This window comes from Peribacillus sp. YIM B13481 (genome assembly GCF_042787985.1).
Lineage (GTDB): Bacteria > Bacillota > Bacilli > Bacillales > DSM-1321 > Peribacillus > Peribacillus simplex_A.
Map to the genome: position 1 here is coordinate 40,929 of NZ_JBHZPE010000005.1, position 26,507 is coordinate 67,435.

Annotated in this window: 25 protein-coding genes and 1 pseudogene; 22 read left to right on the forward strand and 4 right to left on the reverse strand. The window is 41.1% G+C overall.

The window, feature by feature from the left end; genetic code table 11:
• The first annotated feature begins 107 nt into the window (after nt 1-107).
• Nucleotides 108-569: a DUF2690 domain-containing protein gene (locus tag ACFX4X_RS05245; protein ID WP_375166209.1), complete on the forward strand. Its 462-nt coding sequence runs from the start codon at nt 108-110 to the stop codon at nt 567-569.
• A gap of 83 nt (nt 570-652) precedes the next feature.
• Nucleotides 653-1,096: a DUF2690 domain-containing protein gene (locus ACFX4X_RS05250; RefSeq protein WP_284472016.1), complete on the forward strand. Its 444-nt coding sequence runs from the start codon at nt 653-655 to the stop codon at nt 1,094-1,096.
• Between the two features lie 81 nt (nt 1,097-1,177).
• Here ACFX4X_RS05250 and ACFX4X_RS05255 read toward each other — a convergent pair whose 3' ends face one another.
• Both ACFX4X_RS05255 and ACFX4X_RS05260 read right to left on the reverse strand, forming a co-directional pair.
• Nucleotides 1,178-1,702 carry a methylated-DNA--[protein]-cysteine S-methyltransferase gene (locus ACFX4X_RS05255; protein WP_377382223.1) on the reverse strand — a complete coding sequence of 175 codons (525 nt, stop codon included), beginning with the start codon at nt 1,700-1,702 and terminating at the stop codon, nt 1,178-1,180.
• Nucleotides 1,689-2,288 (reverse strand): bifunctional transcriptional activator/DNA repair enzyme AdaA, encoded by a 600-nt coding sequence (locus tag ACFX4X_RS05260; protein WP_284469914.1) that lies wholly within the window; start codon nt 2,286-2,288, stop codon nt 1,689-1,691. The genes ACFX4X_RS05255 and ACFX4X_RS05260 overlap by 14 nt, the downstream gene beginning before the upstream one ends.
• Before the next feature lie 224 nt (nt 2,289-2,512).
• Between ACFX4X_RS05260 and ACFX4X_RS05265 the strand changes: the two genes are divergently transcribed.
• From ACFX4X_RS05265 to ACFX4X_RS05305, 9 genes and pseudogenes are all read left to right on the forward strand, one after another.
• Nucleotides 2,513-3,421 (forward strand): DNA-3-methyladenine glycosylase family protein, encoded by a 909-nt coding sequence (locus ACFX4X_RS05265; RefSeq protein WP_377382401.1) that lies wholly within the window; start codon nt 2,513-2,515, stop codon nt 3,419-3,421.
• A 410-nt stretch (nt 3,422-3,831) separates the two neighbouring features.
• Nucleotides 3,832-4,058, forward strand: a pseudogene (locus ACFX4X_RS05270) (collagen-like protein); the annotation flags it as partial.
• A gap of 450 nt (nt 4,059-4,508) precedes the next feature.
• A complete protein-coding gene (locus ACFX4X_RS05275) occupies nt 4,509-6,089 on the forward strand; it encodes an ATP-binding protein (RefSeq protein WP_377382227.1) in 1,581 nt (526 codons plus the stop codon).
• An 11-nt stretch (nt 6,090-6,100) separates the two neighbouring features.
• Nucleotides 6,101-6,790 carry a response regulator gene (locus ACFX4X_RS05280; protein WP_377382230.1) on the forward strand — a complete coding sequence of 230 codons (690 nt, stop codon included), beginning with the start codon at nt 6,101-6,103 and terminating at the stop codon, nt 6,788-6,790.
• Between the two features lie 328 nt (nt 6,791-7,118).
• Nucleotides 7,119-8,411 (forward strand): CitMHS family transporter, encoded by a 1,293-nt coding sequence (locus tag ACFX4X_RS05285; protein ID WP_125160298.1) that lies wholly within the window; start codon nt 7,119-7,121, stop codon nt 8,409-8,411.
• A 948-nt stretch (nt 8,412-9,359) separates the two neighbouring features.
• Nucleotides 9,360-9,623: a hypothetical protein gene (locus ACFX4X_RS05290; RefSeq protein ID WP_377382233.1), complete on the forward strand. Its 264-nt coding sequence runs from the start codon at nt 9,360-9,362 to the stop codon at nt 9,621-9,623.
• A gap of 150 nt (nt 9,624-9,773) precedes the next feature.
• Nucleotides 9,774-10,178 carry a DoxX family protein gene (locus tag ACFX4X_RS05295; protein ID WP_284469924.1) on the forward strand — a complete coding sequence of 135 codons (405 nt, stop codon included), beginning with the start codon at nt 9,774-9,776 and terminating at the stop codon, nt 10,176-10,178.
• A gap of 4 nt (nt 10,179-10,182) precedes the next feature.
• Nucleotides 10,183-11,028 carry a VOC family protein gene (locus ACFX4X_RS05300; RefSeq protein WP_377382236.1) on the forward strand — a complete coding sequence of 282 codons (846 nt, stop codon included), beginning with the start codon at nt 10,183-10,185 and terminating at the stop codon, nt 11,026-11,028.
• 29 nt (nt 11,029-11,057) lie between these two features.
• On the forward strand, nt 11,058-11,744 hold the full coding sequence (locus ACFX4X_RS05305) for an FMN-dependent NADH-azoreductase (protein ID WP_377382239.1): 687 nt from the start codon (nt 11,058-11,060) through the stop codon (nt 11,742-11,744).
• Nucleotides 11,745-11,835: 91 nt separating this feature from the next.
• Here the strand turns inward: ACFX4X_RS05305 and ACFX4X_RS05310 are convergent, their stop codons facing one another.
• A complete protein-coding gene (locus tag ACFX4X_RS05310) occupies nt 11,836-13,248 on the reverse strand; it encodes a sigma-54 interaction domain-containing protein (RefSeq protein ID WP_317778859.1) in 1,413 nt (470 codons plus the stop codon).
• 384 nt (nt 13,249-13,632) lie between these two features.
• On the opposite strand from ACFX4X_RS05310, the gene pruA reads away from it, so the two are divergent.
• From pruA to ACFX4X_RS05340, 6 genes are all read left to right on the forward strand, one after another.
• The gene (gene pruA / locus ACFX4X_RS05315; RefSeq protein ID WP_061464524.1) at nt 13,633-15,180 is read left to right on the forward strand and encodes an L-glutamate gamma-semialdehyde dehydrogenase; all 1,548 of its coding nucleotides are present in this window, start codon (nt 13,633-13,635) and stop codon (nt 15,178-15,180) included.
• 17 nt (nt 15,181-15,197) lie between these two features.
• Complete coding sequence (locus ACFX4X_RS05320; RefSeq protein WP_317778861.1) at nt 15,198-16,391, forward strand: ornithine--oxo-acid transaminase; 1,194 nt, start codon at nt 15,198-15,200, stop codon at nt 16,389-16,391.
• Between the two features lie 22 nt (nt 16,392-16,413).
• On the forward strand, nt 16,414-17,679 hold the full coding sequence (locus ACFX4X_RS05325) for a Glu/Leu/Phe/Val family dehydrogenase (RefSeq protein WP_377382244.1): 1,266 nt from the start codon (nt 16,414-16,416) through the stop codon (nt 17,677-17,679).
• A gap of 37 nt (nt 17,680-17,716) precedes the next feature.
• Nucleotides 17,717-17,971, forward strand: a complete 255-nt coding sequence (locus tag ACFX4X_RS05330) for a biotin/lipoyl attachment domain-containing protein (protein WP_089364895.1) — start codon at nt 17,717-17,719, stop codon at nt 17,969-17,971.
• Between the two features lie 477 nt (nt 17,972-18,448).
• Entirely contained in the window at nt 18,449-19,126 is a 678-nt protein-coding gene (locus ACFX4X_RS05335; RefSeq protein ID WP_284469928.1) for a DUF975 family protein, read from the forward strand.
• Between the two features lie 125 nt (nt 19,127-19,251).
• Entirely contained in the window at nt 19,252-19,431 is a 180-nt protein-coding gene (locus tag ACFX4X_RS05340) for a hypothetical protein (protein ID WP_061464519.1), read from the forward strand.
• Here ACFX4X_RS05340 and ACFX4X_RS05345 read toward each other — a convergent pair.
• A complete protein-coding gene (locus ACFX4X_RS05345) occupies nt 19,412-19,648 on the reverse strand; it encodes a hypothetical protein (protein WP_377382248.1) in 237 nt (78 codons plus the stop codon). The genes ACFX4X_RS05340 and ACFX4X_RS05345 overlap by 20 nt on opposite strands.
• 449 nt (nt 19,649-20,097) lie before the next feature.
• Here ACFX4X_RS05345 and ACFX4X_RS05350 point away from each other — a divergent pair, with 449 nt between their 5' ends.
• The 5 genes from ACFX4X_RS05350 to ACFX4X_RS05370 all read left to right on the forward strand — a co-directional run bounded on the left by ACFX4X_RS05350 (nt 20,098) and on the right by ACFX4X_RS05370 (nt 26,497).
• Nucleotides 20,098-21,336: a cytochrome P450 gene (locus ACFX4X_RS05350; RefSeq protein WP_377382404.1), complete on the forward strand. Its 1,239-nt coding sequence runs from the start codon at nt 20,098-20,100 to the stop codon at nt 21,334-21,336.
• A gap of 797 nt (nt 21,337-22,133) precedes the next feature.
• The gene (locus ACFX4X_RS05355) at nt 22,134-22,784 is read left to right on the forward strand and encodes a phosphatase PAP2 family protein (protein ID WP_377382251.1); all 651 of its coding nucleotides are present in this window, start codon (nt 22,134-22,136) and stop codon (nt 22,782-22,784) included.
• 82 nt (nt 22,785-22,866) lie between these two features.
• Entirely contained in the window at nt 22,867-23,481 is a 615-nt protein-coding gene (locus tag ACFX4X_RS05360) for a DedA family protein (protein WP_377382254.1), read from the forward strand.
• Between the two features lie 171 nt (nt 23,482-23,652).
• Complete coding sequence (locus ACFX4X_RS05365) at nt 23,653-25,284, forward strand: spore germination protein (protein ID WP_377382258.1); 1,632 nt, start codon at nt 23,653-23,655, stop codon at nt 25,282-25,284.
• Complete coding sequence (locus tag ACFX4X_RS05370; RefSeq protein WP_377382261.1) at nt 25,274-26,497, forward strand: Ger(x)C family spore germination protein; 1,224 nt, start codon at nt 25,274-25,276, stop codon at nt 26,495-26,497. Before ACFX4X_RS05365 ends, ACFX4X_RS05370 begins: the two co-directional genes overlap by 11 nt.
• Nucleotides 26,498-26,507 lie beyond the last annotated feature (10 nt).

Here is a 26,507-nt window from a genome sequence, read left to right on the forward strand (position 1 = left end):
GGTTTTCTGTAAATTTTCATGAACTAGGGAATTTATCACTTGTAAGAATATTACAAAATTGTAAGATGAACAAGTGTATAAATTTTGTTAAGGGGATGAGTGAAATAATGAAAAAAATGGTTTTATGTATTTCATTTTTTGTAGCTTTTTTAGTCCTTTTTGGCTCCCTTGATTTTTTTGCTAGCAAAGCATCAGCAGAAACACACACCTATGATGGAAAAAGTCCTTACTATAATAGTTGTGCAAATAGCGCAGTCACGAAGAAGTCAGTGAAAATTTATGCCAACGGTGCTTCTGCCAATTTGGAGTTGAAATTCAGCACAACTTGCAAAACGGCTTGGGCAAAGATCACTTTAAGCAGACCGGCTAAAGCAGATGGGGAGGCAACGGCATTGGTTGTCCGAAATACTGATAATAAACAATTTAGCTGTGCATCTCCTGGAGGAAATGGTGAAATAAATAAAGGTCAAACGACATGCTATACACCTATGGTATATGATTTAGATCCTCGAAAAGCTCAAGCAGTTGCATACTGGCCATATACGGCAGGCGAAACTGGCTGGTATTAATGAAAAAGGAAAGCCTTCATCTATTTTTACGCAAAGGAAGGATGAATGAATTGAATAAAAAGCTTAAAATGATAGGTTTATCCATGGTGATGACCTTGTCGATGTTTCTTGTCGATTTTGGATTTGGAAAAAATCAGGCCCTGGCCGAAACACATACTTATGATGGTAAAAGCCCTAACTATGATAGTTGTGCAAGTTCGGCGGTAACGAAGGATAAAAAATGGATCGATTCCAATTCGTACGTAGAATTGAAATTCAGCACTGTCTGTAAAACCGCCTGGGCAAAAGTGACCGTAACACGCCCCGCCGTATACAACCATGAAGCGGATGCCAGGATCGTCCGAAGTACTGATGGTAAGGCCTATACATGCGCCAGTTCCGGGGGCAATGGTGTTGTGAATATCGGGCAGACTTCGTGCTATACACCAATGGTATATGATTTGGACCCGCGCAAAGCACAGGGCCAAGGGATACATGCGATTCCTAATAGTGATGCATATAAAAAAGCGGTGACCATCTGGTACTAAAAAACAAAGGCGCAAAAAAAGCATCCGCATGATTGGATGCTTTTTTTGGCGGTCCGATTGAACTCACGCCTTATTCATTCATCACAGCTTTTTTTGTGCTTCCAATTCAAGTAGATATTGTTTCATCTCCGTACCCCCTCGGTAACCGGTAATGGCCCCGTTTTTCCCGATTACCCGATGACATGGCACCGTGATCAGAACAGGATTGGCACCAATGGCCGTTCCGACCGCCCGAACAGCGGAAGGTCTTTTGATGACTTGGGCAATGTCGGAATAGGAACAGGTTTTGCCATAGGGTATTTGATTCAGCGCTGCCCAAATTTCTTGTTGAAAGGGCGTACCTTTTACATCTGCTGGAAGAGAGAAAGTCTGCCTGGTTCCTTCGAAATATTCTAGGAGTTCTTGTAGATAGGGTGTTAACTCTTCTTCATTTTCAACAAGGCTCCCCATTGGAAAGCGTTTTTGTAGCCAAGCCTTCAGTTCTTCATACGATTGACCAGGAGAGCCTACATAGCAAAGTCCTTTTTCCGTCTTGGCAATATATAATTGCCACTTATCATAATGCAGTATGGCCCATTCAATGGTTTGTTCTTTAACATTCTTCATCTTGTTCACGCTCCTTCGCTTGAGTCTTGAGATAAGCTTTCCGGTATCCTGAAGGGGTATTCCCCATTTTCCTTTTGAATAGCGTCAGGAAATAGGGTGTGCTTGAGAACCCGACAGCCAAGCCTATTTCAGTTATTGGCTGTTCGGAGTTTTCAAGGAGCCTCATTGCTTTTTCAAGGCGAAGCCGTTGAATGTATTCAGTGGGCGATATCCCCTTCACACGCTTGAATGACCGTTGTAAATGATAGGGGCTGCCGTGGGAAATATCCGCCAATCTGTTCAATGTGAGGGGTTCTCTGTAATGTGTGTCGATCCATTCGGCTATTTGGTCAACCCATTCTTCTGTCGGCAAATTCAGTCCTTCCGGTTTACATCGTTTACAAGGGCGGAAATCTTCTTCCAAAGCCATCATGGCATTTTTGAAAATCTTCACGTTTTCCTTATTAGGCACCCTGGATTGACAGGAAGGCCTGCAAAAAATGCCTGTCGTTTTTACCCCATATAAAAAATGATCATCATATGCTGCATCGCAATCAATAATGGCTTTCCAATATTCATTCGGGAAATCTGCTTTTTTCGGATTCAACACATTCACCTCTTCTTTTAGTATACAAGAAAGCGTTGATATACAAACATTTTGATAATATAAAAGCAAGATAACGTAATTACTCAATTAGTGGAAAGTTAGTGGAGAAGACTATTGGTCTGTTAAAATAAGGGAGTTGAATGAAAAAGAAAAGAGCAAGATAACGTATCCATTTTTCATTACAATAAAGCTAAAGGAGGGGCAGAATGAAAGAGACATTATCAATGGACGAAGGCATGACTGAATTGAGAATACGTACACCAAAAGAGTTTAGTTTTTCGGAAAACCTTAAATACTTATCAAGATCCTCCAATGAATGTCTGTTCGAAATTGTTGATCAAAAAATTTATCGTGCACTTGTTGTCAAAAACGAGACACTTTTAGTAGAAATCAGTGCGATGAATGAAACCGAGCTGATCATTCAATTTCCAGGGCGAACAGCACCGATGGATAATCAGGTAAAGGATGCTGTCTCCCAATATATTCATCACTGGTTCGATCTTGAGACGAATCTTCTTCCTTTTTATGAGCTGGCCCAAAATGACCCTTTATTGCAAAAGCCGGTAAGCCAATTCTTCGGTTTAAGAAATATAGGCATCCCTGATTTATTTGAAGCGATTGCCTGGGGAATACTTGGACAGCAGATTAACTTGACTTATGCCTATACCTTGAAACGGAGGCTTGTAGAGGGGTTTGGTGATTTTGTTGAATTCGAAGGAAAGCAATATTGGCTGTTTCCAAAGCCTGATGTAATCGCGAAATTGACGGTCGAAGATTTTGCCGATTTGAGGATGACGGTGAAGAAGTGTGAATATTTAATAGGTGTTGCGCAACTGATTGCAGAAGGGGAACTTACAAAAGAAAAGCTGTTGAATGAAAAGGATGTAAAGAAGGCAGAAAAAATGCTGACCAAAATACGGGGAATCGGTCCGTGGACAGCGAACTATGTCTTGATGCGCTGTTTGCGTTTTCCCGCAGCCTTTCCCATCGATGACGTCGGGCTGCATAATTCCATGAAACTGGTCATGGAAACGGAAGCAAAACCAACGAAAGCGGAAATCCTGAAACTATCGGAAGCATGGGCCGATTGGGAATCCTATGCGACCTTCTATTTATGGAGATTGCTATATTGAATTAGTATATATTTCAACAACGAAGATAAAACTGCAGGTACCGTCGATATATTTCTACTTTCGGGGATAAAACTGCAGGTACCGTCGATATATTTCAATTTTCGGAGATAAACCTGTGGATTTCGTCGATATATTTCTACTTTCAGAGATAAAACTGCAGGTACCGTCGATATATTTCAATTTTCGGAGATAAACCTGTGGATTTCGTCGATATATTTCTACTTTCAGAGATAAAACTGCAGGTACCGTCGATATATTTCAATTTTCGGAGATAAACCTGTGGATTTCGTCGATATATTTCTACTTTCGGAGATAAAACTGCAGGTTCCGTCGATATATTTCTACTTTCGGATATAAAACTGCAGGTACCGTCGATATATTTCTACTTTCGGATATAAACCTCGCTTCAATTTCCAGGACCACCGTCGGGTTCGGAAGCACCAACGGCGCCCCCACCGAGCTTTATCCCTCAACAACAATCGGCTTCAACATTTGCTGTAGATCAGGGACCATTTCGTTTTGTGCGAGTTTCTGGTATTATCCCATTTTTGTCGGTCCGCGATCTGTTGCAGGCTTCAGATGGAACGGCAGGTTCTGGACGGTTTTTGGCATTGATACAAGACAAATCAATCAATTCTTTTACCTGTTTTTGAAAATGCTCAAAGGAGATGTTTCCTTTGAGCATTTTAGGTTTCAGACTGTTTTACTTTCTTCCAATAAGAAAAGATATGGTAGCAAGACAGAAGCAGGACTATCTAAAGAAAGCCTATCGTTGATCCGTCCCCCTTAAGCGGTCAACACTCCCACTAGGGAAAGGAGATACAAGTTGTAAAACAACTGCTCCTTGATCCTCACATCATGATCGTGTGACTTTTTTTCTTTAATAGGAAACTGAGAAATAAACAAAAAAATCATAAATAAGCAAAAGGGTGATGATCATAGAAATTTATTTCGCTTTTTACATAATGAAATAAACGGCAAACTACGGTTAGTAATCACAATGTTCAATATTTAATAGAAATGGTAAAATCATTATGCTCCTATAAAATTTAGTGAATGAATATGAAAAAAGAGGATGCTGTTGAATATGAGGAAAAAAGTATCGCTGGAAACCAAGATTCTCGGGTTGGTCTTATCGTTGAGTCTGTTTTTGATTCTCTTATTGACGACTTCTTTTTCCTATATGGAAGGAAGGCAAATAGCGAAGGATAAAGGTCAATTGGCGTTGGAACTTTCAAAGACGATTAGCTTCATGCCTACAGTTACAGAGGCCTTTGAAACGGATGATCCTGCCGGCACAATCCAGCCGATTGCCGAAAAGATTCGCAGGGAAACAGGGGCTGAGTTCATCGTTGTCGGGAATAAAGAGGGTATTCGTTATTCCCATCCGCTGGCTTCCGAAATTGGGAAGCGGATGGAAGGCGGAGATAATAGCAGGGCCATTCGGGATGGTGAATATTATGTTTCCGAAGCGGCAGGATCACTTGGCCTTTCCATCCGGGGAAAGTCACCGGTATTCAATAAGGATGGAAAAATAATTGGAATCGTCTCAGTAGGTTTTTTAGTGGAAGATGTCCGCGCCCAGATTTTCAAAGATTTGTCCAAAGAGATGATTGTATCTTTAGTGGCCATCATGATATCGATCATTGGCAGTTATATGCTCGCAAGGAGCATACGTAAAGATACATTGGGGCTGGAACCATTTGAAATCGCCAATTTATATAAAGAAAAAAATGCAGTACTTCAATCGGTGAAAGAAGGGATTCTGGCCATTGACCATAAAGGGCTGATTACATCGATGAATCAGCCGGCGAAAAAATTGCTGGATATTAAAGAGTCCGTACGCCATTTGAACGTGGATGGCCTATTTCCTTCGAAATATTTATTCGAGGTGTTGAAGTCCGGTGAACCGCAAGTGGATAAGGAGATTTCATGGAAAGATAAATCCGTTATTGTGAATTGTACGCCAATCTTTGATTGTGAACGGGTAAGCGGTGTTGTCGCTTCGTTCCGTGATCGAACGGAAATTGAGGAAATGGTCAACACATTATCGGAAGTGAAGATGCATTCAGAGGATTTAAGGGCTCAAACCCATGAGTTTACCAATAAACTATATGTTCTATCAGGATTGATACAATTAGGGGAATATGATGAAGCGATAGATATGATTCAAAGCGAAACCTCCGAATTGCATTCCTTGAACCGTGTCGTGTTCGAACAGATAAAGGATACAAAGGTACAAGCCCTGTTGCTTGGTAAGATAGGGAAAGCATCGGAAAAGAAAATAATCTTTGAAATAGACTCACAAAGTTACCTAGAGAAACTTCCGGATCATATAAAATTGTCACAACTAACATTGATTCTGGGGAACATTATCGATAATGCACTTGAAGCGGTTTCAGGAATGGAGGAGTCACTTGTGAAATTTTTCGCCACCGATATCGGAAATGATATGGTATTTGAAGTGAGTGATAACGGAAAAGGAATACCGGAGGATGCTATCGCCCATATTTTCGATCGGGGTTTCACATCGAAAAAGAATGAAAGTCCGAGTGGGTATGGTCTTTCGAATGCTGATCGTGTCGTAAAAGAGCTGGGCGGCATCATCGAAGTTCAAAGCGAGGGTGAAAACACCATATTCACCGTGTATCTTCCTAAAGAACAGTGAGGAGGGAAAGAATGCTGAAGATAAGAGCAGTCATCGCAGAAGATGATTTTCGAGTAGCGGATATCCATGAAAAATTCTTGAAAAACTTTGATGAAATAGAAGTGGTCGGAAAAGCTGTCAATGCAAAAAAGACGCTTCGGATTTTGGAGCAAAAAAGCCCTGATTTGCTTTTGCTTGATGTATATATGCCAGATCAGCTTGGAACAGACCTTCTTCCGGATATAAGGCGGAAATTCCCGAATGTGGATATCATCATGATTACCGCGGCAACGGATAAAGAACAACTTGAAAAGTCGCTTCACTACGGAGTAGAGAATTATTTAATAAAACCAGTTGAAATGAAGCGCTTCAACCAAGTAATCGAAGAGTATCTTAAGAAAGCCCATCTGATGAAATCCAAACAAGAAATAGACCAGGATTTTGTTGATCTCATTTTGAAAAAGGGAACTGCCGCTTCGGAAACGAACGATGGGCCCGCTTTACCGAAAGGGGTCGACGAAATCACTTTGACGAAAGTGTTCGAGGTACTTGAAGCAAGCGATATCGGTTTGTCGGCTGAGCAAGTGAGCGGACAGATCGGCGCTTCCAGGACAACCGCGAGACGCTATCTGGAATACTTGATATCAGTAAAGAAATGTAAAGCAGAAGTCGTATACGGGGTAGTGGGAAGACCTGAGCGGAGATATTATAAAATTCAATAGAGTTTCTGGAATTAAGTGAAACACCTTCATGATTGGAGGTGTTTTTTTGCATATGGTACAGCGGTGCAAAATGGAATGGGAGTTTCAACAAGAGTGAATATATCCAATATCTTTGGTGCAGGCAAAATGGTTAAAATCGATGAAGTTTCCTTTAAGAACCCGCCATTCAACCCGGGGAATGGCTTCAAGTTCAGCTCTGAAAAGTGCTTCCGTGAACACAATGAACACAATTGACAAAATAGTTTTAAAACACAATAAATTGAAAACGCTTACAGATTAAGCGTTTTCATATACAATTTATCTTATTAGAAGATGAGGAGTGATGGATATGCTCGCTTTATTAGGATACCTGATGATAGTAGTGTTTATGATTTTAATTATGACAGGGCGACTTTCAGCCATGATAGCTTTGATTGCAGTACCAAGTGCCTTCGCACTTATTGGCGGATTTGGCGGTAAAATGGGTGAGATGGCGTTGGAAGGGATCAAAGGTGTAGCGCCAACTGGGATCATGATTTTATTTGCGATTCTTTTCTTTGGCATTTTGATCGATGCTGGAGTTTTCGATCCAATCATCAATACGATCCTTAGGCTTGTAAAAGGAGATCCAGTGAAAATTGCCATCGGCACGGCCGTCCTGGCCTTGCTCATTTCCTTGGATGGAGATGGTACAACTACATATATGATAACGATCTCTGCCATGCTTCCGCTATATAAACGGATTGGAATGAGACCGCTTGTATTGGCCGGTATTGCCGTTTCGTCATCTGGTGTAATGAATCTTCTTCCTTGGGGAGGCCCTACAGCACGGGTGATGACCGCTTTGAAACTTGAAATGTCCGATGTTTTCACCCCTGTCATTCCTGCGATGATTGGCGGAGTCCTATTCGTCCTTTTCATGGCATATTGCCTGGGTAAAAAAGAAAGAAAGAGAATTGGGATCATAGAGGTCGATTATCATGTTGTTGCACAGCATGCCGCAGCAACGGAAGATGCTTATATTAAGCGCCCAAAATTGATTATATTCAATTACGCATTGACGCTTACCTTGCTGGTGGCGCTAATAATGGAACTTATGCCTTCAGCGGTTCTGTTCATGATAGGTTTTGCCATTGCCATTACGGTTAATTATCCGAAACTCAGTGATCAAAAAGAACGTGTGGCAAACTATGCGGACAATGCTTTATCTGTCGTTTCGATGATTTTTGCGGCAGGTGTCTTTACTGGGATCCTTGCCGGTACGGAAATGGTGGATGCCATGGCAAACTCTTTGATTCAGCACATTCCAGATCAAATGGGTGCACATTTTGCCGTCATTACAGCCATCATCTCAGCACCTTTCACGTTCTTCATGTCAAATGACGCATTTTATTATGGAGTACTCCCATTACTTGCTAAAGCGGGAGCTGCTTATGGAATTGACCCTGCTTTGATTGGTAGAGCTTCACTTTTAGGATTGCCTGTCCATCTATTAAGCCCGCTTGTTCCATCTACTTATCTATTGATTGGAATGGTAGGGGAAGATTTCGGGGCATTGCAGCGCACTTTCCTGAAATGGGCATGCGGATCGACGCTTGTCATGATAGTGGTAGCTGTCCTATTGGGAATCATCCCACTATAAGAAAGATCATATCCCAATTTTTAAAAGAGTCCCGTTCGTAAAGATGCGAACGGGACTCTTTTCGTGATCCCCTGAATGGGTACAATCTAAAGGGGCGATTCCCGAACCATGAAGGCTGTAGTAATGGTTAGCTTAATGGAAGTGGAAGGGAAGAGAGCAAAATGGCTCACTTTAATAAAAGGTTGCCGTTCAAAAGTTCGGTACTAAAGCAGCATACCTTGAAAGGCTGAAGGCGCGCGCCGTTTAACAATAACGAAAAAAACTTGTAAATAGTAATCATTACGTTTTATAATGAAAGGCAGTCAAGAAAAGAGTTGTTTATATAAAAAGTATAAATCGTAACGATTTTGATTTATTTAATGAAAGGGGCTATTTAATATTGAGAATATATAACACTTGCTTGAATTGAGGGATTTACACAAGGGAATTAGTGCTGTAAATCGAAAGTTTGGTCCATTTACTCAAGATTAATGACTTTTACACGAGATTTTAGAGCTGTTACTCATGACTTTGACGGATATAGCATTGAGTTTGACGCAAATACTCGTGAATTTGGAGCATTTACTCGTGAATTTGGCGGAAATACTCGTGAATTTGGAGCATTTACTCGTGAATTTCGCGTGAATACTCGTGAGTTTAGCGCATTTACTCGTGAATTGGTGTTTAATCTCGAATTTCGCGCAAATACTCGTAAATGGTAAATAGCCACGAGTTCTGTACATGTACATAGAATGATGGTTAAACATCAGATAGTTTGTTACCTGGTTCATCATGATAGTAAAGCTGCGATTTAAATCGTAATCAATTCGATTTGCAGCAATCGGTAAAAATACTTGAGGTAATGGAGGAAATATATCATGTTCATAAAATTTAAGTCAATTTTTATTTTATGTCTATTGTTTTTGCCTGCTTGCTCCACTGAGTCTATGAAAGAGCAAGGGGGAGGTATTGTGGATTCTTTCGAAAACGAACATCTCTTTTGCAGCGATCGCCATTCATATACAAAAGAACTGGTTTCGATGTTTGAATAAAGAGGCTGTAGCCACCATCCTGCTTCAGCTGCCAATTGAACATGTTTCCTTAACACTTATGTCTCCGGATGCTGACGTACGCAGATATGCGGCTGAATACTTCAGCATTCGAATATGGGGAATTCCATTCACTTTGATGAGATTCTTTCACCATCAATTCAAACATGTATTACACATTTAAACAGTGACATCATTGGAACGAGTTGCTTTCTGCAATTCGTTTTTTTTATAAGGGAAAAGAAATTCCAATAAACTTACTTGACATTATGTACTTATGAAAATATAATTACTTACATAAAGTAACAAACAAAAAAAGGGAGAGAATTTATACATGAATAAAAATGAAGCGGGTCAAGTTTTTTTACGGGTGATCTTAGGTCTTACTTTTTTCATTCACGGCGTTTCAAAGTTTCAAGGGGGCATAGGAAACACGGCGGGGTTTTTCGATAGCCTTGGTATTCCTGGGTTCATGGCATACATCGTTGCAAGTATCGAATTGATCGGAGGACTTGCGGTTATACTGGGTTTGGGAACACGAATCGTTTCCGTGCTGTTTGTGGTCATTATGGCGGGGGCGATTTTCACGGCTAAATTACCTGCTGGTTTTCTTGGAAACGGGCAAGCGGCGGGCTACGAACTGGACTTGGCATTACTAGCCATGTCTGTATATCTAGTGTGTGCAAACCGAACTGTTCTTTCTTTGGATAACATGATTTTCAATAAAAAAGGGAAGTGACGATATGGAGAATTTTCATCAAAAACCAGTAACTTTTGTTGGCGAAGTCAGTATTAATGTTTTGGATTTGAAAAATGCCATCACTTTTTATCAAGATATCATCGGTCTTCAAGTATTGAAGAAAACAGAAAGGCAAGCTGTTTTAACGACAGACGGAAAAACCCCGTTGCTTACTCTTGAGCAGCCTGCTGATGTGATTCCGAAAGAAGGGCGGACCACTGGCTTATATCACTTTGCCCTTTTGCTGCCGACCCGTGCCGCCTTATCGATTTTTTTACGCCATTTACTTCAAACGAAATATCCATTTGGAGCGGCGGATCATGAAGTGAGTGAAGCGCTGTACATTACCGATCCGGACGGCAATGGCATCGAAGTATACTCTGACCGGCCATCCACCGATTGGAGATGGGCCGATGGGGAGGTTGCGATGGGCACGGATCCGTTGGATGGGAATGACCTTCTGAAAGAAAGTAATGGTGAGTGGAGTGCACTGCCTGCAGGTACATTAATGGGACATATACACCTGCATGTATCAGATTTACGTAAAACGGAGGAGTTTTACATGCAAGGTCTTGGGTTTACCGTTGTGACTCGATATGAAGGTGCGCTCTTTACTTCAACCGGTGGATATCATCACCACATCGGGTTGAACACTTGGAATGGTGTTGGCGCTCCGGCTCCCCAGGAAAATAGTGTGGGGCTGAACTGGTATACCCTCGTTTTTGCAGATGAAGAAGCGAGAAACAAAGTGATGGAGCAACTTAAAGAAATCGGGGCTGTCGTCACGGAAAAAGAAGAGTTTTTCAGTGTAACAGATCCATCAGGCAATGAGATTCATTTAGTCGTCTGAATTTAAAGCAGAAAGCAAGGGTGAGGATAATGGGATTCTTAAGTAGATTATTTGGAAATAAAGAAACCGCGGCAGGGGAGAATGGACAAATGACAAAAGTATTATTCGTTAAAGTGAATGATCGTCCAGCAGATCAGGCAATCAGCTCGAAAATGTATGACACATTTTTAGAAACATATAAAGAGACACACCGTACAGATGAAGTGACCGAGTTGGATTTATTTAAAGAAGAACTCCCTTACTATGGGAATACAGCCATTACTGGTTTGTATAAACGCAACCAGGGTCTTGAACTGACAGCCGAAGAGGAAAAAGCGGCAAATCTGGTTGACCAATATTTAAATCAATTCCTAGCCATGGATAAAGTGGTATTCGCTTTCCCTCTATGGAACGCAACGGTTCCTGCACCGCTGATCACATACCTTTCCTATTTGGCACAAGCAGGTAAAATGTTCAATTATACGGCGGAGGGACCAGTTGGGTATGCTGGCGATAAAAAGGTCATGCTATTGAATGCCCGCAGTTCGGATTATGCATTGGAAGGAATGGCTTCTGCTGAAATGGCCGTGAATTTAGTTAAAAATATCATTAGCCTGTGGGGAATCAACAATCCGGAGGCAGTGGTCATTGAAGGACATAATCAGTATCCGGATCGGACTCAAAAAATTATCGCGGATGGTTTGGAAAACGTTGCAAAAGCGGCTGAAACATTCTGATTGCGAAGTTTTTCTAATGAAAGGAATCGCATAGTTACAGGATAAACGAGCAAAGAAGGCCCCCATATATCAATGGGGGCCTTCTTTGTGGTTATTTATCCTGATACTTTTTCAAACGATATTGAAGACTTTGGCGGCTGATATTCAGGGCTTTAGCTGCTTGAGAGATATTCATGCCATGTTCCTTTAATATCTTCTCCAAGTATTGCTTTTCAGTATTGGCGATATAATCATCAAGAGATAAGGTCGACTCCTGTAGATCTCCATTTGTTTTGACATCTTTTTTCTCGGGATGAATGTCTTCAAAATGGGCTTTCTTTCTAAAGAGAGTGGGAAGGTGATTGATGGCAATCTTTGTATCGCCAGGTTCCAGTAAATTCATGGCCCCCTCAATGATATGTTCAAGTTCCCTTACGTTCCCGGGCCAGTCGTAATCATAAAATAGTGAGTAGACCTCCTCGCTAATCCCTTCAATATTCAATTCGAACAGCGCATTGAATTTCTCGATGAAGGATTGTGCCAGCAAAGGAATGTCCTCTTTCCGTTCACGAAGGGGTGGGATGAATAACGATACGACGCTTAATCGATAATATAAATCCTTTCGTAAATGATCATTTGAAATGGCGTCTATTGGATCTTCATTTATCGTTGCAATGACCCGAACGTCAATTTTTTTATCTTTCGTATCCCCAACACGGCGAATCGTCCTTTCTTGAAGGGCCCGTAATAATTTCGCCTGCAAATTCGGGTTTAACGAATTGATTTCATCAAGAAGGATGGTACCGCCCTGTGCTTGTTCGAATAATCCGGGCCTTTCAATCGATCCGGTGAAGGCCCCTTTCTTTGTGCCAAAGAGTATTCCCTCAATTAGACTATCCGGCAGGGCAGCGCAGTTTTGGCTGATGAAAGGATGTGTCGAACGGCTGCTGCCATTGTGGATACTTTGGGCGAAGAGTTCTTTTCCGGTTCCCGTCTCCCCGACGATGAGGATGGAGGATGTGGTTCTGGTCGAACGCTTGCTCTTTTCTATGACTTCCAGGAAATTCTCACTGGTTCCAATGATGCTGTCAAACGTATATTTGGTATCGCCCTTATTCAAGATATTATCTTTAATGATTCTTTCGAGATTCGTTATATCCTTTGCCACTTCAATTGCTCCAATGATATTTTGGTTCTGATCCAAAATCGGAAACGTATTATTGATTGTTGTAATTTCTTGTCCGAGATTATTGAAGTAGGTCTGCTTCGAGTTTTCGGTTTTCCTTCCAGAATGAAGTGCCCGTATTAATGTGCTCTCCGTTTCTTCCTTGAATATAAAGATCTCGTGAATCTTTTTCCCTAATACTTCTTCCGATTCCATTCCTTCAATTTCAGCCATTTTTTTGTTATAAACAATGGTTCGTCCTTTTATATCGATTATGTGTATCCCGATATCGATTACATCCACAAGCGAGTGGAGGATGGTTTGAAAACCTTCTATTTTAACGATTTGATCTAAATACATGGATGCCTCCCCTTTTTATTCATTTCTTAGAGCTATTGTAGTAGAAATATAGAAAAGGTGCAAATAAAATTTGCACAGCAAGATTATTTTGCATTGAAGTGCAAAAATATTTTGCGGAAAAAGGATAAAAATGCCCTTTTTTATGATTTTACACGTTGGCATGAATCTTGCATTAATAAAAAGTGTAAGGTTTAAGTGAAAAAAATAGGGGCTAGAGCAAAAATAAATGGCATGCTATGCCAATATTGCCCCATAAGTGCTGAATTTCATTGCATATTTTATGAAAAAACAATGTTTTTTTCAAAAAAATGAAAAGTTGGCACGGAACTTGCTTGTTTAATAAGCGAGAGAAAAAAATATAAAACTTTAGGGAGATGAGCCATAATGGTCCAACCATATAAACACGAACCATTTACTAATTTTAAAATCGAAGAAAACAATAAAGCTTTTCAAGTGGCATTGAATGATGTAGCTAATGATTTAGGGAAGAAATACCCGCTAGTCATTAATGGTGAAAAAGTGTTTACTGATGAAGTCATTACCTCTGTAAACCCAGCAAATAAAGAAGAAGTTATTGGAACCGTATCCAAAGCAAATAAGGATCTTGCTGAGCAAGCCATGCAAGCGGCGGATAAGACTTTCCAAACTTGGAGAAAAACGAAAGCGGAAATGCGTGCAAATATTTTATTCAGGGCTGCAGCCATCGTCCGGAGAAGAAAACACTACTTCTCGGCTCTATTGGTTAAAGAAGCAGGAAAACCTTGGAATGAAGCGGATGCAGATACAGCGGAAGCGATCGATTTCATGGAATACTACGCACGTCAAATGCTGAAGCTTAAAGACGGAATGCCAGTGGAAAGCCGTCCGATTGAACACAATGCATTCAGTTATATTCCACTTGGTGTCGGTGTCATCATCTCACCTTGGAATTTCCCGTTTGCGATCATGGCAGGCATGACGACAGCGGCTCTTGTTTCAGGAAATACCGTCTTATTGAAACCGGCCAGTACAACACCGGTCATTGCAGCTAAATTCATCGAAGTGTTGGAAGAAGCGGGATTACCTGCAGGAGTTGTGAACTTCATTCCAGGAAGCGGTGCTGAAGTTGGCGATTATTTGGTAGATCATCCTCGTACACGTTTCATCAGCTTTACCGGATCTCGTGATGTGGGAATCCGTATTTATGAGCGTGCGTCAAAAGTAAATGAAGGCCAAATTTGGTTGAAACGTGTCATCGCTGAAATGGGCGGTAAAGATACGATCGTTGTTGATAAAGAAGCTGATTTGGAATTGGCAGCACAATCCATCGTCGCTTCTGCATTCGGATTCTCCGGTCAAAAATGTTCTGCTTGTTCACGGACAGTCATAGTGGAAGATGTATATGACCAAGTCTTGAATCGTGTCATTGAATTAACGAAAGAAAAAACGGTCGGCGAACCAACGGACGTAAACAACTTCATGGGTCCTGTTATCGATCAAGCCGCTTACGACAAAGTCATGAGCTACGTTGAAATCGGTAAAAAAGAAGGGAAACTTGTTGCAGGGGGAGAAGGGGACAATTCAAAAGGTTTCTTCATCCAGCCAACCATCATTGCCGATGTGGATGAGAATGCACGAGTCATGAAAGAAGAGATTTTCGGACCAGTGGTAGCGTTCTGTAAGGCAAAAGATTTCACACATGCAATCGAGATTGCCAATAACACGGATTATGGATTAACAGGTGCAGTCATCTCGAACAATATTGAACATATCGAACAGGCACGTGAAGATTTCCACGTAGGAAACTTGTACTTCAATCGCGGCTGTACTGGTGCCATTGTCGGATACCAGCCATTTGGCGGATTCAATATGTCAGGTACAGATTCAAAAGCGGGCGGTCCTGATTATTTAGTTCTTCATCTTCAAGGAAAAACAACATCTGAAACGCTATAATTTTAGGGGGAATCAACATGACAACAGTAACGGAAAAATTAATCGAGCAAACAGAACAATATGGTGCAAACAATTATAATCCACTTCCAATCGTCATTTCGAAGGCAGAAGGAGTTTGGGTGGAAGATCCTGAAGGAAACAAATATATGGATATGCTAAGTGCCTATTCAGCAGTGAACCAAGGTCACAGGCATCCGAAAATCATCGACGAATTAAAAAAACAAGCCGATCGCGTGACATTGACGTCCCGTGCATTCCATAGTGATAAATTAGGCCCGTGGTACGAAATGGTTTCACGCATTACGCAAAAAGACATGGCGCTTCCTATGAATACGGGTGCTGAAGCCGTTGAAACAGCAATCAAAGCTGTTAGGCGCTGGGGTTATGATGTTAAAGGAATCGCAGAAAACCAAGCGGAAATCATTGCTTGTATCGGGAATTTCCATGGCCGTACAATGGCAGCCGTGTCCCTGTCGTCCGATGAAGAGTACAGAAGGGGCTTTGGACCGATGTTACCAGGGGTCAAGCTTATCCCTTATGGCGATCTTGATGCATTGAAAGAAGCGATTACACCGCAAACGGCTGGATTTTTAATCGAACCGATTCAAGGTGAAGCTGGAATCATCATACCGCCTCAAGGATTCTTAAAAGAAGCATACGAACTATGTAAAGAAAATAATGTCCTATTCGTTTCTGATGAAATTCAATCAGGACTTGGACGTTCAGGAAAAATGTTCGCCTCTGACTGGGATGGAGTAGTTCCGGATATGTACATTTTAGGCAAGGCGCTTGGCGGCGGGGTTTTCCCGATCTCTTGCGTAGCTGCAAACCGCGAAATCCTTGGCGTATTCAATCCTGGTTCCCATGGTTCTACATTCGGCGGCAATCCATTGGCATGTGCGGTTTCCATCGCTTCTTTGGAAGTACTTGAAGATGAGAAGCTTGCGGAACGTTCATTGGAGCTTGGACAATATTTTATGGATAGCTTAAAAGAAATCAAGAATCCCATGATTAAAGAAATCCGTGGTAGAGGCTTATTCATCGGGGTTGAATTGACAGAAGCTGCAAGACCTTATTGTGAGCAGCTTAAAGAAGAAAAACTGCTATGTAAAGAAACACATGATACAGTCATCCGTTTTGCTCCGCCATTAGTGATTACTAAAGAAGACTTGGATTGGGCAATCGAACGCATTAAAAGAGTTTTATCCTAATATCCCTATGAGGTGAATTCCATTGAGTACAACTGTCAAAGAAGAAAAAGAAACTGCCAGCTTGCTTGATTCAACACAGGTCGTAATCAAGGAGGCGCTTGATAAGCTTGGCTATTCTGAAGAAGTGTTCGAGCTCTTGAAGGAACCTCTTCGGATGCTGACCGTCCGGATTCCGATTAAGATGGATGACAATACGACGAAGATATTCACTGGGTACCGTGCCCAGCACAACGATGCTGTCGGTCCGACAAAAGGTGGAATCCGTTTTCATCCAGAAGTCGATGAGGAAGAAGTCAAAGCACTTTCAATGTGGATGAGTTTAAAATGCGGAATTGTGAATCTGCCATATGGCGGAGGAAAAGGCGGCATCATCTGTGATCCGCGCCAAATGTCCATCGGTGAATTAGAAAGGCTTAGCCGTGGGTATGTTCGGGCGATCAGCCAAATAGTTGGGCCGACTAAAGATATTCCGGCCCCGGATGTTTATACAAATTCACAAATCATGGCATGGATGATGGATGAATACAGTAGAATAAGAGAACACGATTCACCTGGTTTCATCACAGGTAAGCCACTGGTTCTGGGCGGTTCACACGGTAGGGAAAAGGCGACTGCTCAAGGAGTCACCATTTGTATCGAGGAAGCGGCAAAGCGTAAGGGTATAGAATTGAAAGGTGCACGCATCATCGTCCAAGGGTTTGGGAATGCAGGAAGCTTTTTAGCCAAATTCATGCACGATGCAGGTGCGAAAGTAATTGGGATTTCGGACGCATATGGTGCCATTTATAACCAGGATGGTCTGGATATCGATTACTTACTTGATAAAAGGGATAGCTTTGGAACGGTAACGACACTATTTGATAATAAAATCACCAATCAAGAACTTCTGGAACAAGATTGTGATATTTTAGTGCCTGCTGCCATTTCCAATCAAATCACCAAAGAAAATGCACATCTTATCAAGGCCCAAATTGTCGTGGAGGCAGCGAATGGACCTACCACTTTAGAGGCAACCAAGATCTTGACGGAACGCAATGTGCTTCTCGTACCCGATGTATTGGCAAGTTCAGGCGGTGTGACTGTTTCTTACTTTGAGTGGGTTCAAAATAATCAAGGTTATTATTGGGAAGATGAAGAGGTCCAAACCAAATTAAAAGCGTTATTGGTCAACTCATTTAATCAAGTATATGAAATGTCCGAGACAAGAAAAGTGAATATGAGGCTGGCTGCATATATGGTGGGTGTCAGAAAAATGGCAGAAGCCTCGATATTCCGTGGCTGGGTATAAGCTTTAGTCTAATAATGGAGGGTGGAGGAGTGATTCCGTGTTAAAACCGATTCATACCATCGAGTGTGCTCAGGATGGGACCATCGAACAAGTTTACGTTCAAAAGAATTCCTATGTTTATGAATGGGAGAGGCTCTTTTTAGTGAAAACGAAAGATGGGAAATTGATTGATGTTTCAATTGGTGCAAGTGGTCATATTACTGAAATTAATGTCTCGGCAGGGGATCCTATAAATAGAAAGCTTCCTTTAGCTTTGCTCCAAGACGATTTCGTTATAACTGGCTCTGATTGATCATAGGAAAAAGGGCGTTCCAAGGCGATTTAGCTTTGGGATGCTCTTTTTTTGTTGTGGTCAAATAAATGGTGATGACAAAGCCAGGAAGGAAAAAAGAACTATATAACGAAAAAACTTTTAACCAAGATAAATAAAAGCGCCTTCGCTGACCATACACCTTAACATGGTATGGTTTCGCGAAGGTATTTTTCATTTGGAAAGGGCATATTGCCATATTCCCTTTCATAAACTGTTATACAAACAAGCCAAGTCGATTTGGGAGGTGATCCTGATTGCTCGAAACTGGTTAAGCCGTTTTTCTTTATCCGTGAGTGCTTTCTAGGAATTTAAGCCCATGGCTAGAAATATTATGTTAAAATACTAAGTGAGATTTAGACATCAATTAAAAAGCGGTTTTTCTGAATTCATCCATATTTACAATGAAATGGTGAATGTTCAGAATTCTTCCGTATAAAAAGGGGAGTTAATCAGAGTATGAGAATCTCAGAATTAAAAAGGAAAGCCCTTCATTCGTTGGGAGGTAAATGGGGTGTAGCAGTTTCGCTTATGTTGCTCTTGTTCTTGATCAATTTCATTTTACCTATAATTGTCGATGTGATCGGAAGCGGTGGGTTTTCACAATGGTTCATGCAGGAAGAAACACCGTTATGGTCTGATATCTTCAGCATGGTCTTTTCCATTGCCTTAATCCCGCTTACCATTTCAACCACTTGGTTCTACCTGAATTTGGTTAGGGAAGGAAACCCTGATATTCCAGAAGTATTCGCTATCTATAAAGATGGAAAAACCTCTTTCAAGCTTATTGGGGCATCCATCTTACAAGCTATTTTCATTTTTTTATGGTCATTATTATTAATCATTCCGGGTATCATCAAAGGCATTGCCTATTCGCAGGTGTTTTTCATATTGAAGGATCATCCAGAATACACGGTGCTTGAAGCCATTACAGAAAGCAGAAAAAGAATGAAGGGCTTGAAATGGAAGTATTTCCTTATGCATCTAAGCTTCATAGGTTGGGGCATCCTTTGCATGTTCACGATAGGAATTGGTTTACTATGGTTGTTTCCTTATGTCGGAACTACATTGGCAGCATTCTATAATGAATTGATTGTGCCCCAAGAAGATACTGAAGATAAACAAATAGAGGTATAAAAGATTAACCGATAGCAAATTGGCTATCGGTTTTTTTATTCTCGTTTCTCCTTAAAAAGGTTAAAATGTTAATTTTGCCTGGTGTATAATAAATACTGAGAATGCCATTTTAGGGGGATCACATAGTGAGTAGTTTTAATATTGCTGATCTGATATACCAATTGTTTTGCCTTGTATTTCTAATCCTGATCATTGTTGGCGCCGTATCCCTTTTCCGTTCCAGCAAGCACCGTAAAACCAGACTAGATATCATGGAAAAGAAAATGGATGATTTACATGAACTGATTAAAAGAGGCAAAAATTGACGGCTGCATCGTACAGCCGTTCCAACTGCAAGCAAGCTTGATGAGAATCGAGTTTGCCTGCAGTTTTTTCTTTTAAAAAATTCCAGTTGATTTTAGAAATTCGCTCCCTTGCCGAAAGCGCCTCCGGGGTCTCGGCTAGCAGTTTCGGCAGGAGTGTCGTAAATTTCTTCAATCTAGTAATGGTTTTATTCCATATATGCGGGAAAAGCATGTCCAAGGGAGACCCCAAAGGCGCAAAGACCGCCCGCGGAAAGTTAGTGCCCTGCGTTCCAATCAACGTTCAGGTTTTACAAACTCCGGCAATTATAAAAAAATCTATACTGAAATAACTTAGTCAAAAGCACTGTCCCCGAATTTGAAAAAGAGGATTGGATTTTAAGCATCAATTAAGAGACATAAAAAAATAGAAAAAGAAAGGGAATTGTCAAAAATAAGCAGTTTTACATAGATTGTTGGGAATGTGGGGCAAATTTCATGTGAGGGTGCTGGTATGGAAGATGCATGGTCTGCTACAGTGTTTTACCCTATAATGGAATAGATTCATGTTTAAGGTAAATGGTAAAAGTCTATCAGGAATGCTCGACCCTATTCAAATCGACTGAGATTTAAGAATACTGAACATTCGATCCTTTTGTTAGGTATCTTTGAGAAGTGGGAGGAGTCGGTATCATGAAAGAAGTTATTGCAATAAAAGAATTTACTAGGTTTAAAACACGGACGGAGGAATTTAGTCCGTACGCTTGGTGTAAACGGATGTTAGAAAATGACCATGTGAGTTATCACGAAGGAACGGATACGTGGAATGTTTTTAAATATGAAGATGTGAAGCGGGTTCTCAGTGATTATAAACATTTTTCAAGTGTTCGGAAACGGACTACCATATCGGTTGGAACGGATAGTGGTGAAGGAGCAGTCCCTGAAAAGATCAGAATAACTGAAAGTGATCCACCTGAGCATAGAAAACGCCGCTCTCTGCTGGCCGCAGCATTCACACCTAGAAGTCTTCAAAACTGGGAACCACGCATTCAGGAAATTGCAGATGAATTGATTGGACAAATGGATGAGGACACGGAAATCGATATTGTGCAATCATTGGCGAGTCCGCTTCCGATCATTGTGATGTCAGATTTAATGGGTGTTCCCTCGAAAGATCGTTTATTGTTTAAGAAATGGGTGGATATCTTATTCCTTCCTTTTGATAAAGAAAAACAAGAAGAAGTAAATGAAATGAAGCAAGTGGCAGCAAAAGAATACTATCAATATTTATATCCAATTGTTGTGCAAAAACGATTAAACCCGGCAGATGATATCATCTCAGATCTATTGAAGTCAGAAGTGGATGGGGAAATGTTTACGGATGATGAGGTTGTCCGGACGACCATGCTGATTTTAGGAGCAGGGGTCGAGACAACAAGTCATTTACTGGCCAATAGCTTTTATTCCCTGCTATATGATGACGTTGAAGTTTATCAGGAATTACATGAAAACCTGGATTTGGTTCCGCAGGCGGTCGAAGAAATGCTCCGTTTCCGGTTCAATCTCATTAAATTAGATCGCACCGTACAGGAAGATAACGATCTATTGGGAGTGGAATTGAAAAAAGGGGAAAACGTGGTTGTTTGGATGAGTGCAGCTAATTTGGACGAAGCGATGTTTGAAGACGCCTTCACCCTTAATATCCACCGCCCTAATAATAAGAAACATTTAACATTCGGGAATGGTCCTCATTTCTGCCTAGGAGCTCCGCTAGCGAGGCTAGAAGCAAAGATTGCGCTTACTACATTCCTGAAGAAATTCAAGCATATTGAAGCGGTGCCAACATTCCAGGTAGAAGAAAATCTTACTGATTCAGCGACTGGGCAAACTTTGACATCACTACCGCTTAAGGCACGCCGTACACATTAAAAAACGAAAAGAACCTTGTGCACTAACCTGCATAAGGTTTTTTGCTTGTTGAAGTGAATCCCGAATACATCACGATAAACGAACCAATATCTTTTAAAACCCACCTTACTTCCTTTAGAGTTTCTTCTCTGTCAATTCAGTGCCAAGCCCTTAAAACGGTTGCGATGTCGAAAAATCACTTTTTAGGGTAGTGGTTTCTGCATACCGGGTTAAAGTATTATATAATCAGTTGTCCATCGATATTCTTGGCTTCTTCGATCAATTCTTTTTTGATGGTTCAACACTAATCACCGTTGCTCCTTCATTATATAAAGTACTGCCCAGAACCCCAAATCCAGAACATAGGTCTGCCACCTGAACCTCAGCAAAGTTCATTCCCCTCATTTTTAACTTTCCATCAATTCATCCGGTAAATCATTTCTCCATTCAGCATAATTTTTCGCTACTTGCCGAAATTTACATTCATGCTTCTTTTTCCTTTGGTTTAAGAATGAAAATACAAAATATGTATATTTTGATTGTGCCATGATCGATCATTAGAATGATTAAACAAAATGGTAAGTGAAACGAAACCGAAGATGTAACGATACATGTGAATGTATGAATCTAAAGTAACCTGAAGTTGAGGTGATAATGACCAATAGGGTAGTATGAAAAAGTAGATGGAAGTGTGCTCCGGCATCCTCTGGGTGAGGTTTGCGGGCGATGAAGCCTTTACATTCTGCCTATAATGAAGAAGGTTAGGATAAAATAGATATTTCCATTTGAAACGGTTTCAAAAGTGAAAGGATGTTATTATGAGATTAAAGCAACAATTAACCATTGCCTTTATAGTAAGTGTACTTTCTTTAATAGGGTTCAGTTTCATTGCATTTACCATAAGTGCAAAGGAATACCTGAAATTTGATGAAGTCGTGATTGCCTTAGTGCAGGGATTGGAATCGCCCTTACTAACGAGCATCATGAAGTTCTTTACCTACATAGGTTCAACCAGTGCCTTGATCATCCTTTCCTTGTTCATATTGTTTTTCTTATATAAGGTTTTAAAGCATCGTTTGGAACTAATTTTATTCAGTGCTGTCATAATTGGTTCACCTCTTCTCAATTTGATGGTTAAGCTTTTCTTTAGACGCGCCCGGCCCGATTTACATCGACTCATCGAAATAGGGGGGTACAGTTTCCCTAGTGGACATGCCATGAATGCATTCTCTTTATACAGTATTCTCACATTTTTGCTATGGCGTCATATTACGGCTAAGTGGGCAAGGGTTCTATTGATTCTGTTCAGCATGACGATGATCCTCTCAATAGGTATAAGCCGAATATACTTGGGGGTCCATTATCCTAGTGATATCATTGCCGGGTATTTGGCGGGTGGTTTTTGGATTGCGATCTCCATTTGGTTTTTTCAAAGGTATCAAGACCGGCGGAAGAACAAAGATATGTAATAAAGGGACAAGAATATTGCAAGATTAGCAGCCGGAGGGTAACAGGGTCAGATACTGACTCAATACAGTTAGGAGAGATTAAATGGAAAATTGGATTACGGAATTCATGAATGATTTTGGGTATATAGGAATCTTTCTATTAATAGCATTGGAAAATATTTTCCCGCCGATCCCGTCAGAGGTCATTCTGACTTTTGGCGGTTTCATGACGACGACGGCGAATATGACAATTATCGGTGTTGTGATTGCTTCGACACTGGGGTCAGTGGCAGGAGCGGTCGTCCTTTATGGGATTGGTTTACTTCTTGATGTGAAAATAATTGAAAAGTTCGTGGATAGATGGGGGCATATTTTTCGGTTAACGGTATCCGACGTCCATAAGGCGAATTCATGGTTTGATAAGTACGGGGCCTGGACCGTGTTTTTCTGTAGACTCGTTCCGCTGATCAGAAGCTTGATTTCGATTCCTGCAGGCATGTCCCATATGAGCTTTTGGCTCTTTCTGCTATACACTACATCCGGTACGTTAATTTGGAACGTCATCTTGGTGAATATCGGGGCGGCCGTTGGATCTTCGTGGGAAGATATTGTAGGGTATATGGACATTTATTCTAACGTCGTTTATGTAATATTGGCCTTGCTATTGATTCTTTTCGTTGTTTTGATTTTTAGAAGGGATAAAGGCAAAGGGAAATAATTGATTGGGGCCAAACGAAAACGGCACTTTCATTACATAACCGAACATAACCGCCAAAGGCTGTCATTGCGACAGCCTTTTTCTTGTGTGAGCAAGAAGGTGGAACTCAGAATAAAGGGAATGTGCTTTGGACAAAATGAGTGAAACGAAAAAGGAATGAGGTTCGGTGCTATGGCTTCTTTTTTCAAACAAAAAAGACAAATGAAACAAAATGAAAAGAAAAAGGAAGATGAAGGTCAATCCAAAACACCTGATTATATTGAAAGTTCCATTTCGGCCAATCTGGAAATCGTGAAGAATAAGACGGGAAACAGTCCGGACATTATTATCCGAACGTTGAAAATAGGTCAAAATCCGGAAATAAAAACGACTATTTTGTATGTGCAGGGTCTGATTGATAATCCAAGCGTTACGGATTTTTTAATTGAATCTATCATGAAAAACCCTCATCTATCAGAAAAAATACTTCCACAAGAAGCGTTGGATGTAATCTCTGAAGACGTGATTTCCCTCGGTGGTGTAGAAACCGTCAAGGAATGGGAAAAATTATTTTTGTCATTATTATCAGGGGATAGCATCATTTTTGTTGATGGTATAAACATAGCCTTGGTTGCCAGTACAAAAGGGGGGGAACGGCGCTCGATTCAGGAACCAAGCACGCATTTGACTGTCAGGGGATCAAGAGAAGGGTTCACGGAATCGAATGGAACGAACATCGCCATGTTACGCCGCATCATCAATACCCCGGATTTATGGATAGAGTCGATGAAAATAGGCACCGTGACAAAAACGGATGTTTCCATCATGTATATAAATGGGATTGCCAAGGAAGGGATCGTCGAAGAGGTCAAGAAGCGCTTAAACCGAATTAACATCGATAGCATTCTTGAATCAGGATATATTGAGCAATTGATAGAAGACCAGGTCATGACACCATTCCCAACCCTTAATCATACAGAACGGCCGGATATGGTCGCAGGGAACCTACTTGAAGGAAGAGTGGCTATATTCGTTAATGGAACGCCTTTTGTCTTGGTGGCACCGGCCTTATTCGTCCAGTTTTTCCAATCTGTCGAAGATTACTATAATCGCTTCGATATTGCTTCAGCCACACGCTTTTTACGGATCATCGTTTTTATAATCTCTATAATCGGGCCTGCTGTCTATGTTGCAGCCACGACCTTTCACCAGGAAATGATCCCAACGAAGTTGCTGGTCATCGTTGCGGCCCAAAGGGAAACGGTTCCTTTGCCGGCCGTCATTGAAGCGCTTCTCATGGAAATGACTTTTGAAATATTAAGGGAAGCAAGCCTACGGATGCCAAAGGCTGTCGGTTCGACCATGTCCATTGTAGGGGCATTGGTGATTGGGCAGGCTGCAGTCCAGGCTGGCATCGTATCGCCGGCAATGGTCATCATCGTTTCGATCACGGCGATTGCCAGTTTTGCTACCCCATCTTATGCAATAGCCATTTCAGCCCGTATAGTGCGTTTCGGATTTATCATTTGTGCCGGTGTTTTAGGTTTTTATGGCATGATTTTAGCCTTTATCGTCCTTATTGTCCATTTATGCAGCCTTCGTTCACTTGGAGTTCCTTATATGACACCGCTGGCCCCTCTTAATCCGGAAGGGTTAGGCGACACATTCTTCAGAAGACCGATGTGGGCGTTTAAAGAGAGGCCCAAATTAGTAACCAACCCAAATAATCTGATAAGGGAAGGCGATAATCAAAGACCACTGCCTCCTGAATCGCGTGGAATGAAAACTTCTGACCAGAAAAAAGGTGAAGGCAATGAATCGTAAACGATTAGTCCTGCTCTTGATGTTGATCTGCATTACATTCACCTCCGGCTGTTGGGATAAAAAAGAATTAAACGAAATGGCCATCGTTTCGGCAGTGGGAGTCGATAAAAATAAAGAAGGGAAATTAGTGGCAACGTTTCAAATTATTAATCCAAGCAATGTTGCGGGAGCTCTTCAAGGGGGCGGCGGAACAAATCCACCCATCTCCATTTATAGGGCCAGCGGAGATAATATATTGGAAATGGATAGTGTTGCTTCAACCAAAATTTCAAGGGATATGTATTTTGCCCATGCAAACCTGATTGTCATAAGTGAGGAAATAGCAAAAGAAGAGGGCATCAACGCGATTTTTGATGCCTTTGAACGTTCCCCGGAATTTAGGGCGACTACGAGGATCGTGATTGCCCGTGGTATAAAAGCAAGGAATATAGTCGAAACGCTGACGTCAATCGATAAAGTAACAGCTGAAAAAATCATCAGGACAATTGAATCTACGGAAAAACAACAGGGCGGAAGTGTCAATATCAATCTTCAAGAAGTGATCAAGAATCTTGTAAGTACCGGAAAAGAACCGATAATAAGTGGTTTTACCGTGAACGGTCAGAAAGGTAAAGAGGACAAAATGGAGAATACCCAGTCTTCAGATATTCAGGCAAACCCTATAGCAGCTGGTATAGGTGTTTTTAAAGAAGGGAAATTGGTTGACTGGCTGGATGGTGATAAGGCAATCGGATCCATGTGGGTATTGGATAGGATTGAAGGTACCAATCTAAACATGGATTGGAAGGATAAAAAAGACGCAATCACCTATCAGGTGATTCGCCAAAAAACCAATGTTTCGGTAAAAATGGAAAATGGTAAACCTAAGATATTTATAAAGGTCCGTGCAGAAGGAGATATTCGCGAAGCGGATGTTCCCTTGAATCTAAATAGTCCGCACGTCCTGATTGATATTGAAAAGAAGTTAGCCAAGAACTTGAAGAAGGAGATGGAAGATGCAATCGTACGGGCCCAAAAAAATAAATCCGATATTTTTGGATTTGGTGAAATCATGCATGAATCCCATCCAAAAGTATGGAAGAAGTTAGAAAAGGATTGGGACGATGTTACTTTTCCTAAACTGGAGGCACAGGTGCAGGTAGAGACTTTCATTCGCCGTACAGGATTACGTAATAAGCCGTATCTTTCAAATATTAAAAAGGGTGATCAATAATGGGAAGGAA

What these genes read in the sequence shown, in the direction of transcription:
- ACFX4X_RS05245 (WP_375166209.1), top strand. Translation starts at nt 108, where the DNA reads ATGAAAAAAATGGTTTTATGTATTTCATTTTTTGTAGCTTTTTTAGTC.
- ACFX4X_RS05250 (WP_284472016.1), top strand. Translation starts at nt 653, where the DNA reads ATGGTGATGACCTTGTCGATGTTTCTTGTCGATTTTGGATTTGGAAAA.
- ACFX4X_RS05255 (WP_377382223.1), bottom strand. Translation starts at nt 1,702, where the DNA reads ATGAAGAATGTTAAAGAACAAACCATTGAATGGGCCATACTGCATTAT.
- ACFX4X_RS05265 (WP_377382401.1), top strand. Translation starts at nt 2,513, where the DNA reads ATGGACGAAGGCATGACTGAATTGAGAATACGTACACCAAAAGAGTTT.
- ACFX4X_RS05275 (WP_377382227.1), top strand. Translation starts at nt 4,509, where the DNA reads ATGAGGAAAAAAGTATCGCTGGAAACCAAGATTCTCGGGTTGGTCTTA.
- ACFX4X_RS05280 (WP_377382230.1), top strand. Translation starts at nt 6,101, where the DNA reads ATGCTGAAGATAAGAGCAGTCATCGCAGAAGATGATTTTCGAGTAGCG.
- ACFX4X_RS05285 (WP_125160298.1), top strand. Translation starts at nt 7,119, where the DNA reads ATGCTCGCTTTATTAGGATACCTGATGATAGTAGTGTTTATGATTTTA.
- ACFX4X_RS05295 (WP_284469924.1), top strand. Translation starts at nt 9,774, where the DNA reads ATGAATAAAAATGAAGCGGGTCAAGTTTTTTTACGGGTGATCTTAGGT.
- ACFX4X_RS05300 (WP_377382236.1), top strand. Translation starts at nt 10,183, where the DNA reads ATGGAGAATTTTCATCAAAAACCAGTAACTTTTGTTGGCGAAGTCAGT.
- ACFX4X_RS05305 (WP_377382239.1), top strand. Translation starts at nt 11,058, where the DNA reads ATGGGATTCTTAAGTAGATTATTTGGAAATAAAGAAACCGCGGCAGGG.
- ACFX4X_RS05310 (WP_317778859.1), bottom strand. Translation starts at nt 13,248, where the DNA reads ATGTATTTAGATCAAATCGTTAAAATAGAAGGTTTTCAAACCATCCTC.
- pruA (WP_061464524.1), top strand. Translation starts at nt 13,633, where the DNA reads ATGGTCCAACCATATAAACACGAACCATTTACTAATTTTAAAATCGAA.
- ACFX4X_RS05320 (WP_317778861.1), top strand. Translation starts at nt 15,198, where the DNA reads ATGACAACAGTAACGGAAAAATTAATCGAGCAAACAGAACAATATGGT.
- ACFX4X_RS05335 (WP_284469928.1), top strand. Translation starts at nt 18,449, where the DNA reads ATGAGAATCTCAGAATTAAAAAGGAAAGCCCTTCATTCGTTGGGAGGT.
- ACFX4X_RS05355 (WP_377382251.1), top strand. Translation starts at nt 22,134, where the DNA reads ATGAGATTAAAGCAACAATTAACCATTGCCTTTATAGTAAGTGTACTT.
- ACFX4X_RS05360 (WP_377382254.1), top strand. Translation starts at nt 22,867, where the DNA reads ATGGAAAATTGGATTACGGAATTCATGAATGATTTTGGGTATATAGGA.
- ACFX4X_RS05365 (WP_377382258.1), top strand. Translation starts at nt 23,653, where the DNA reads ATGGCTTCTTTTTTCAAACAAAAAAGACAAATGAAACAAAATGAAAAG.
- ACFX4X_RS05370 (WP_377382261.1), top strand. Translation starts at nt 25,274, where the DNA reads ATGAATCGTAAACGATTAGTCCTGCTCTTGATGTTGATCTGCATTACA.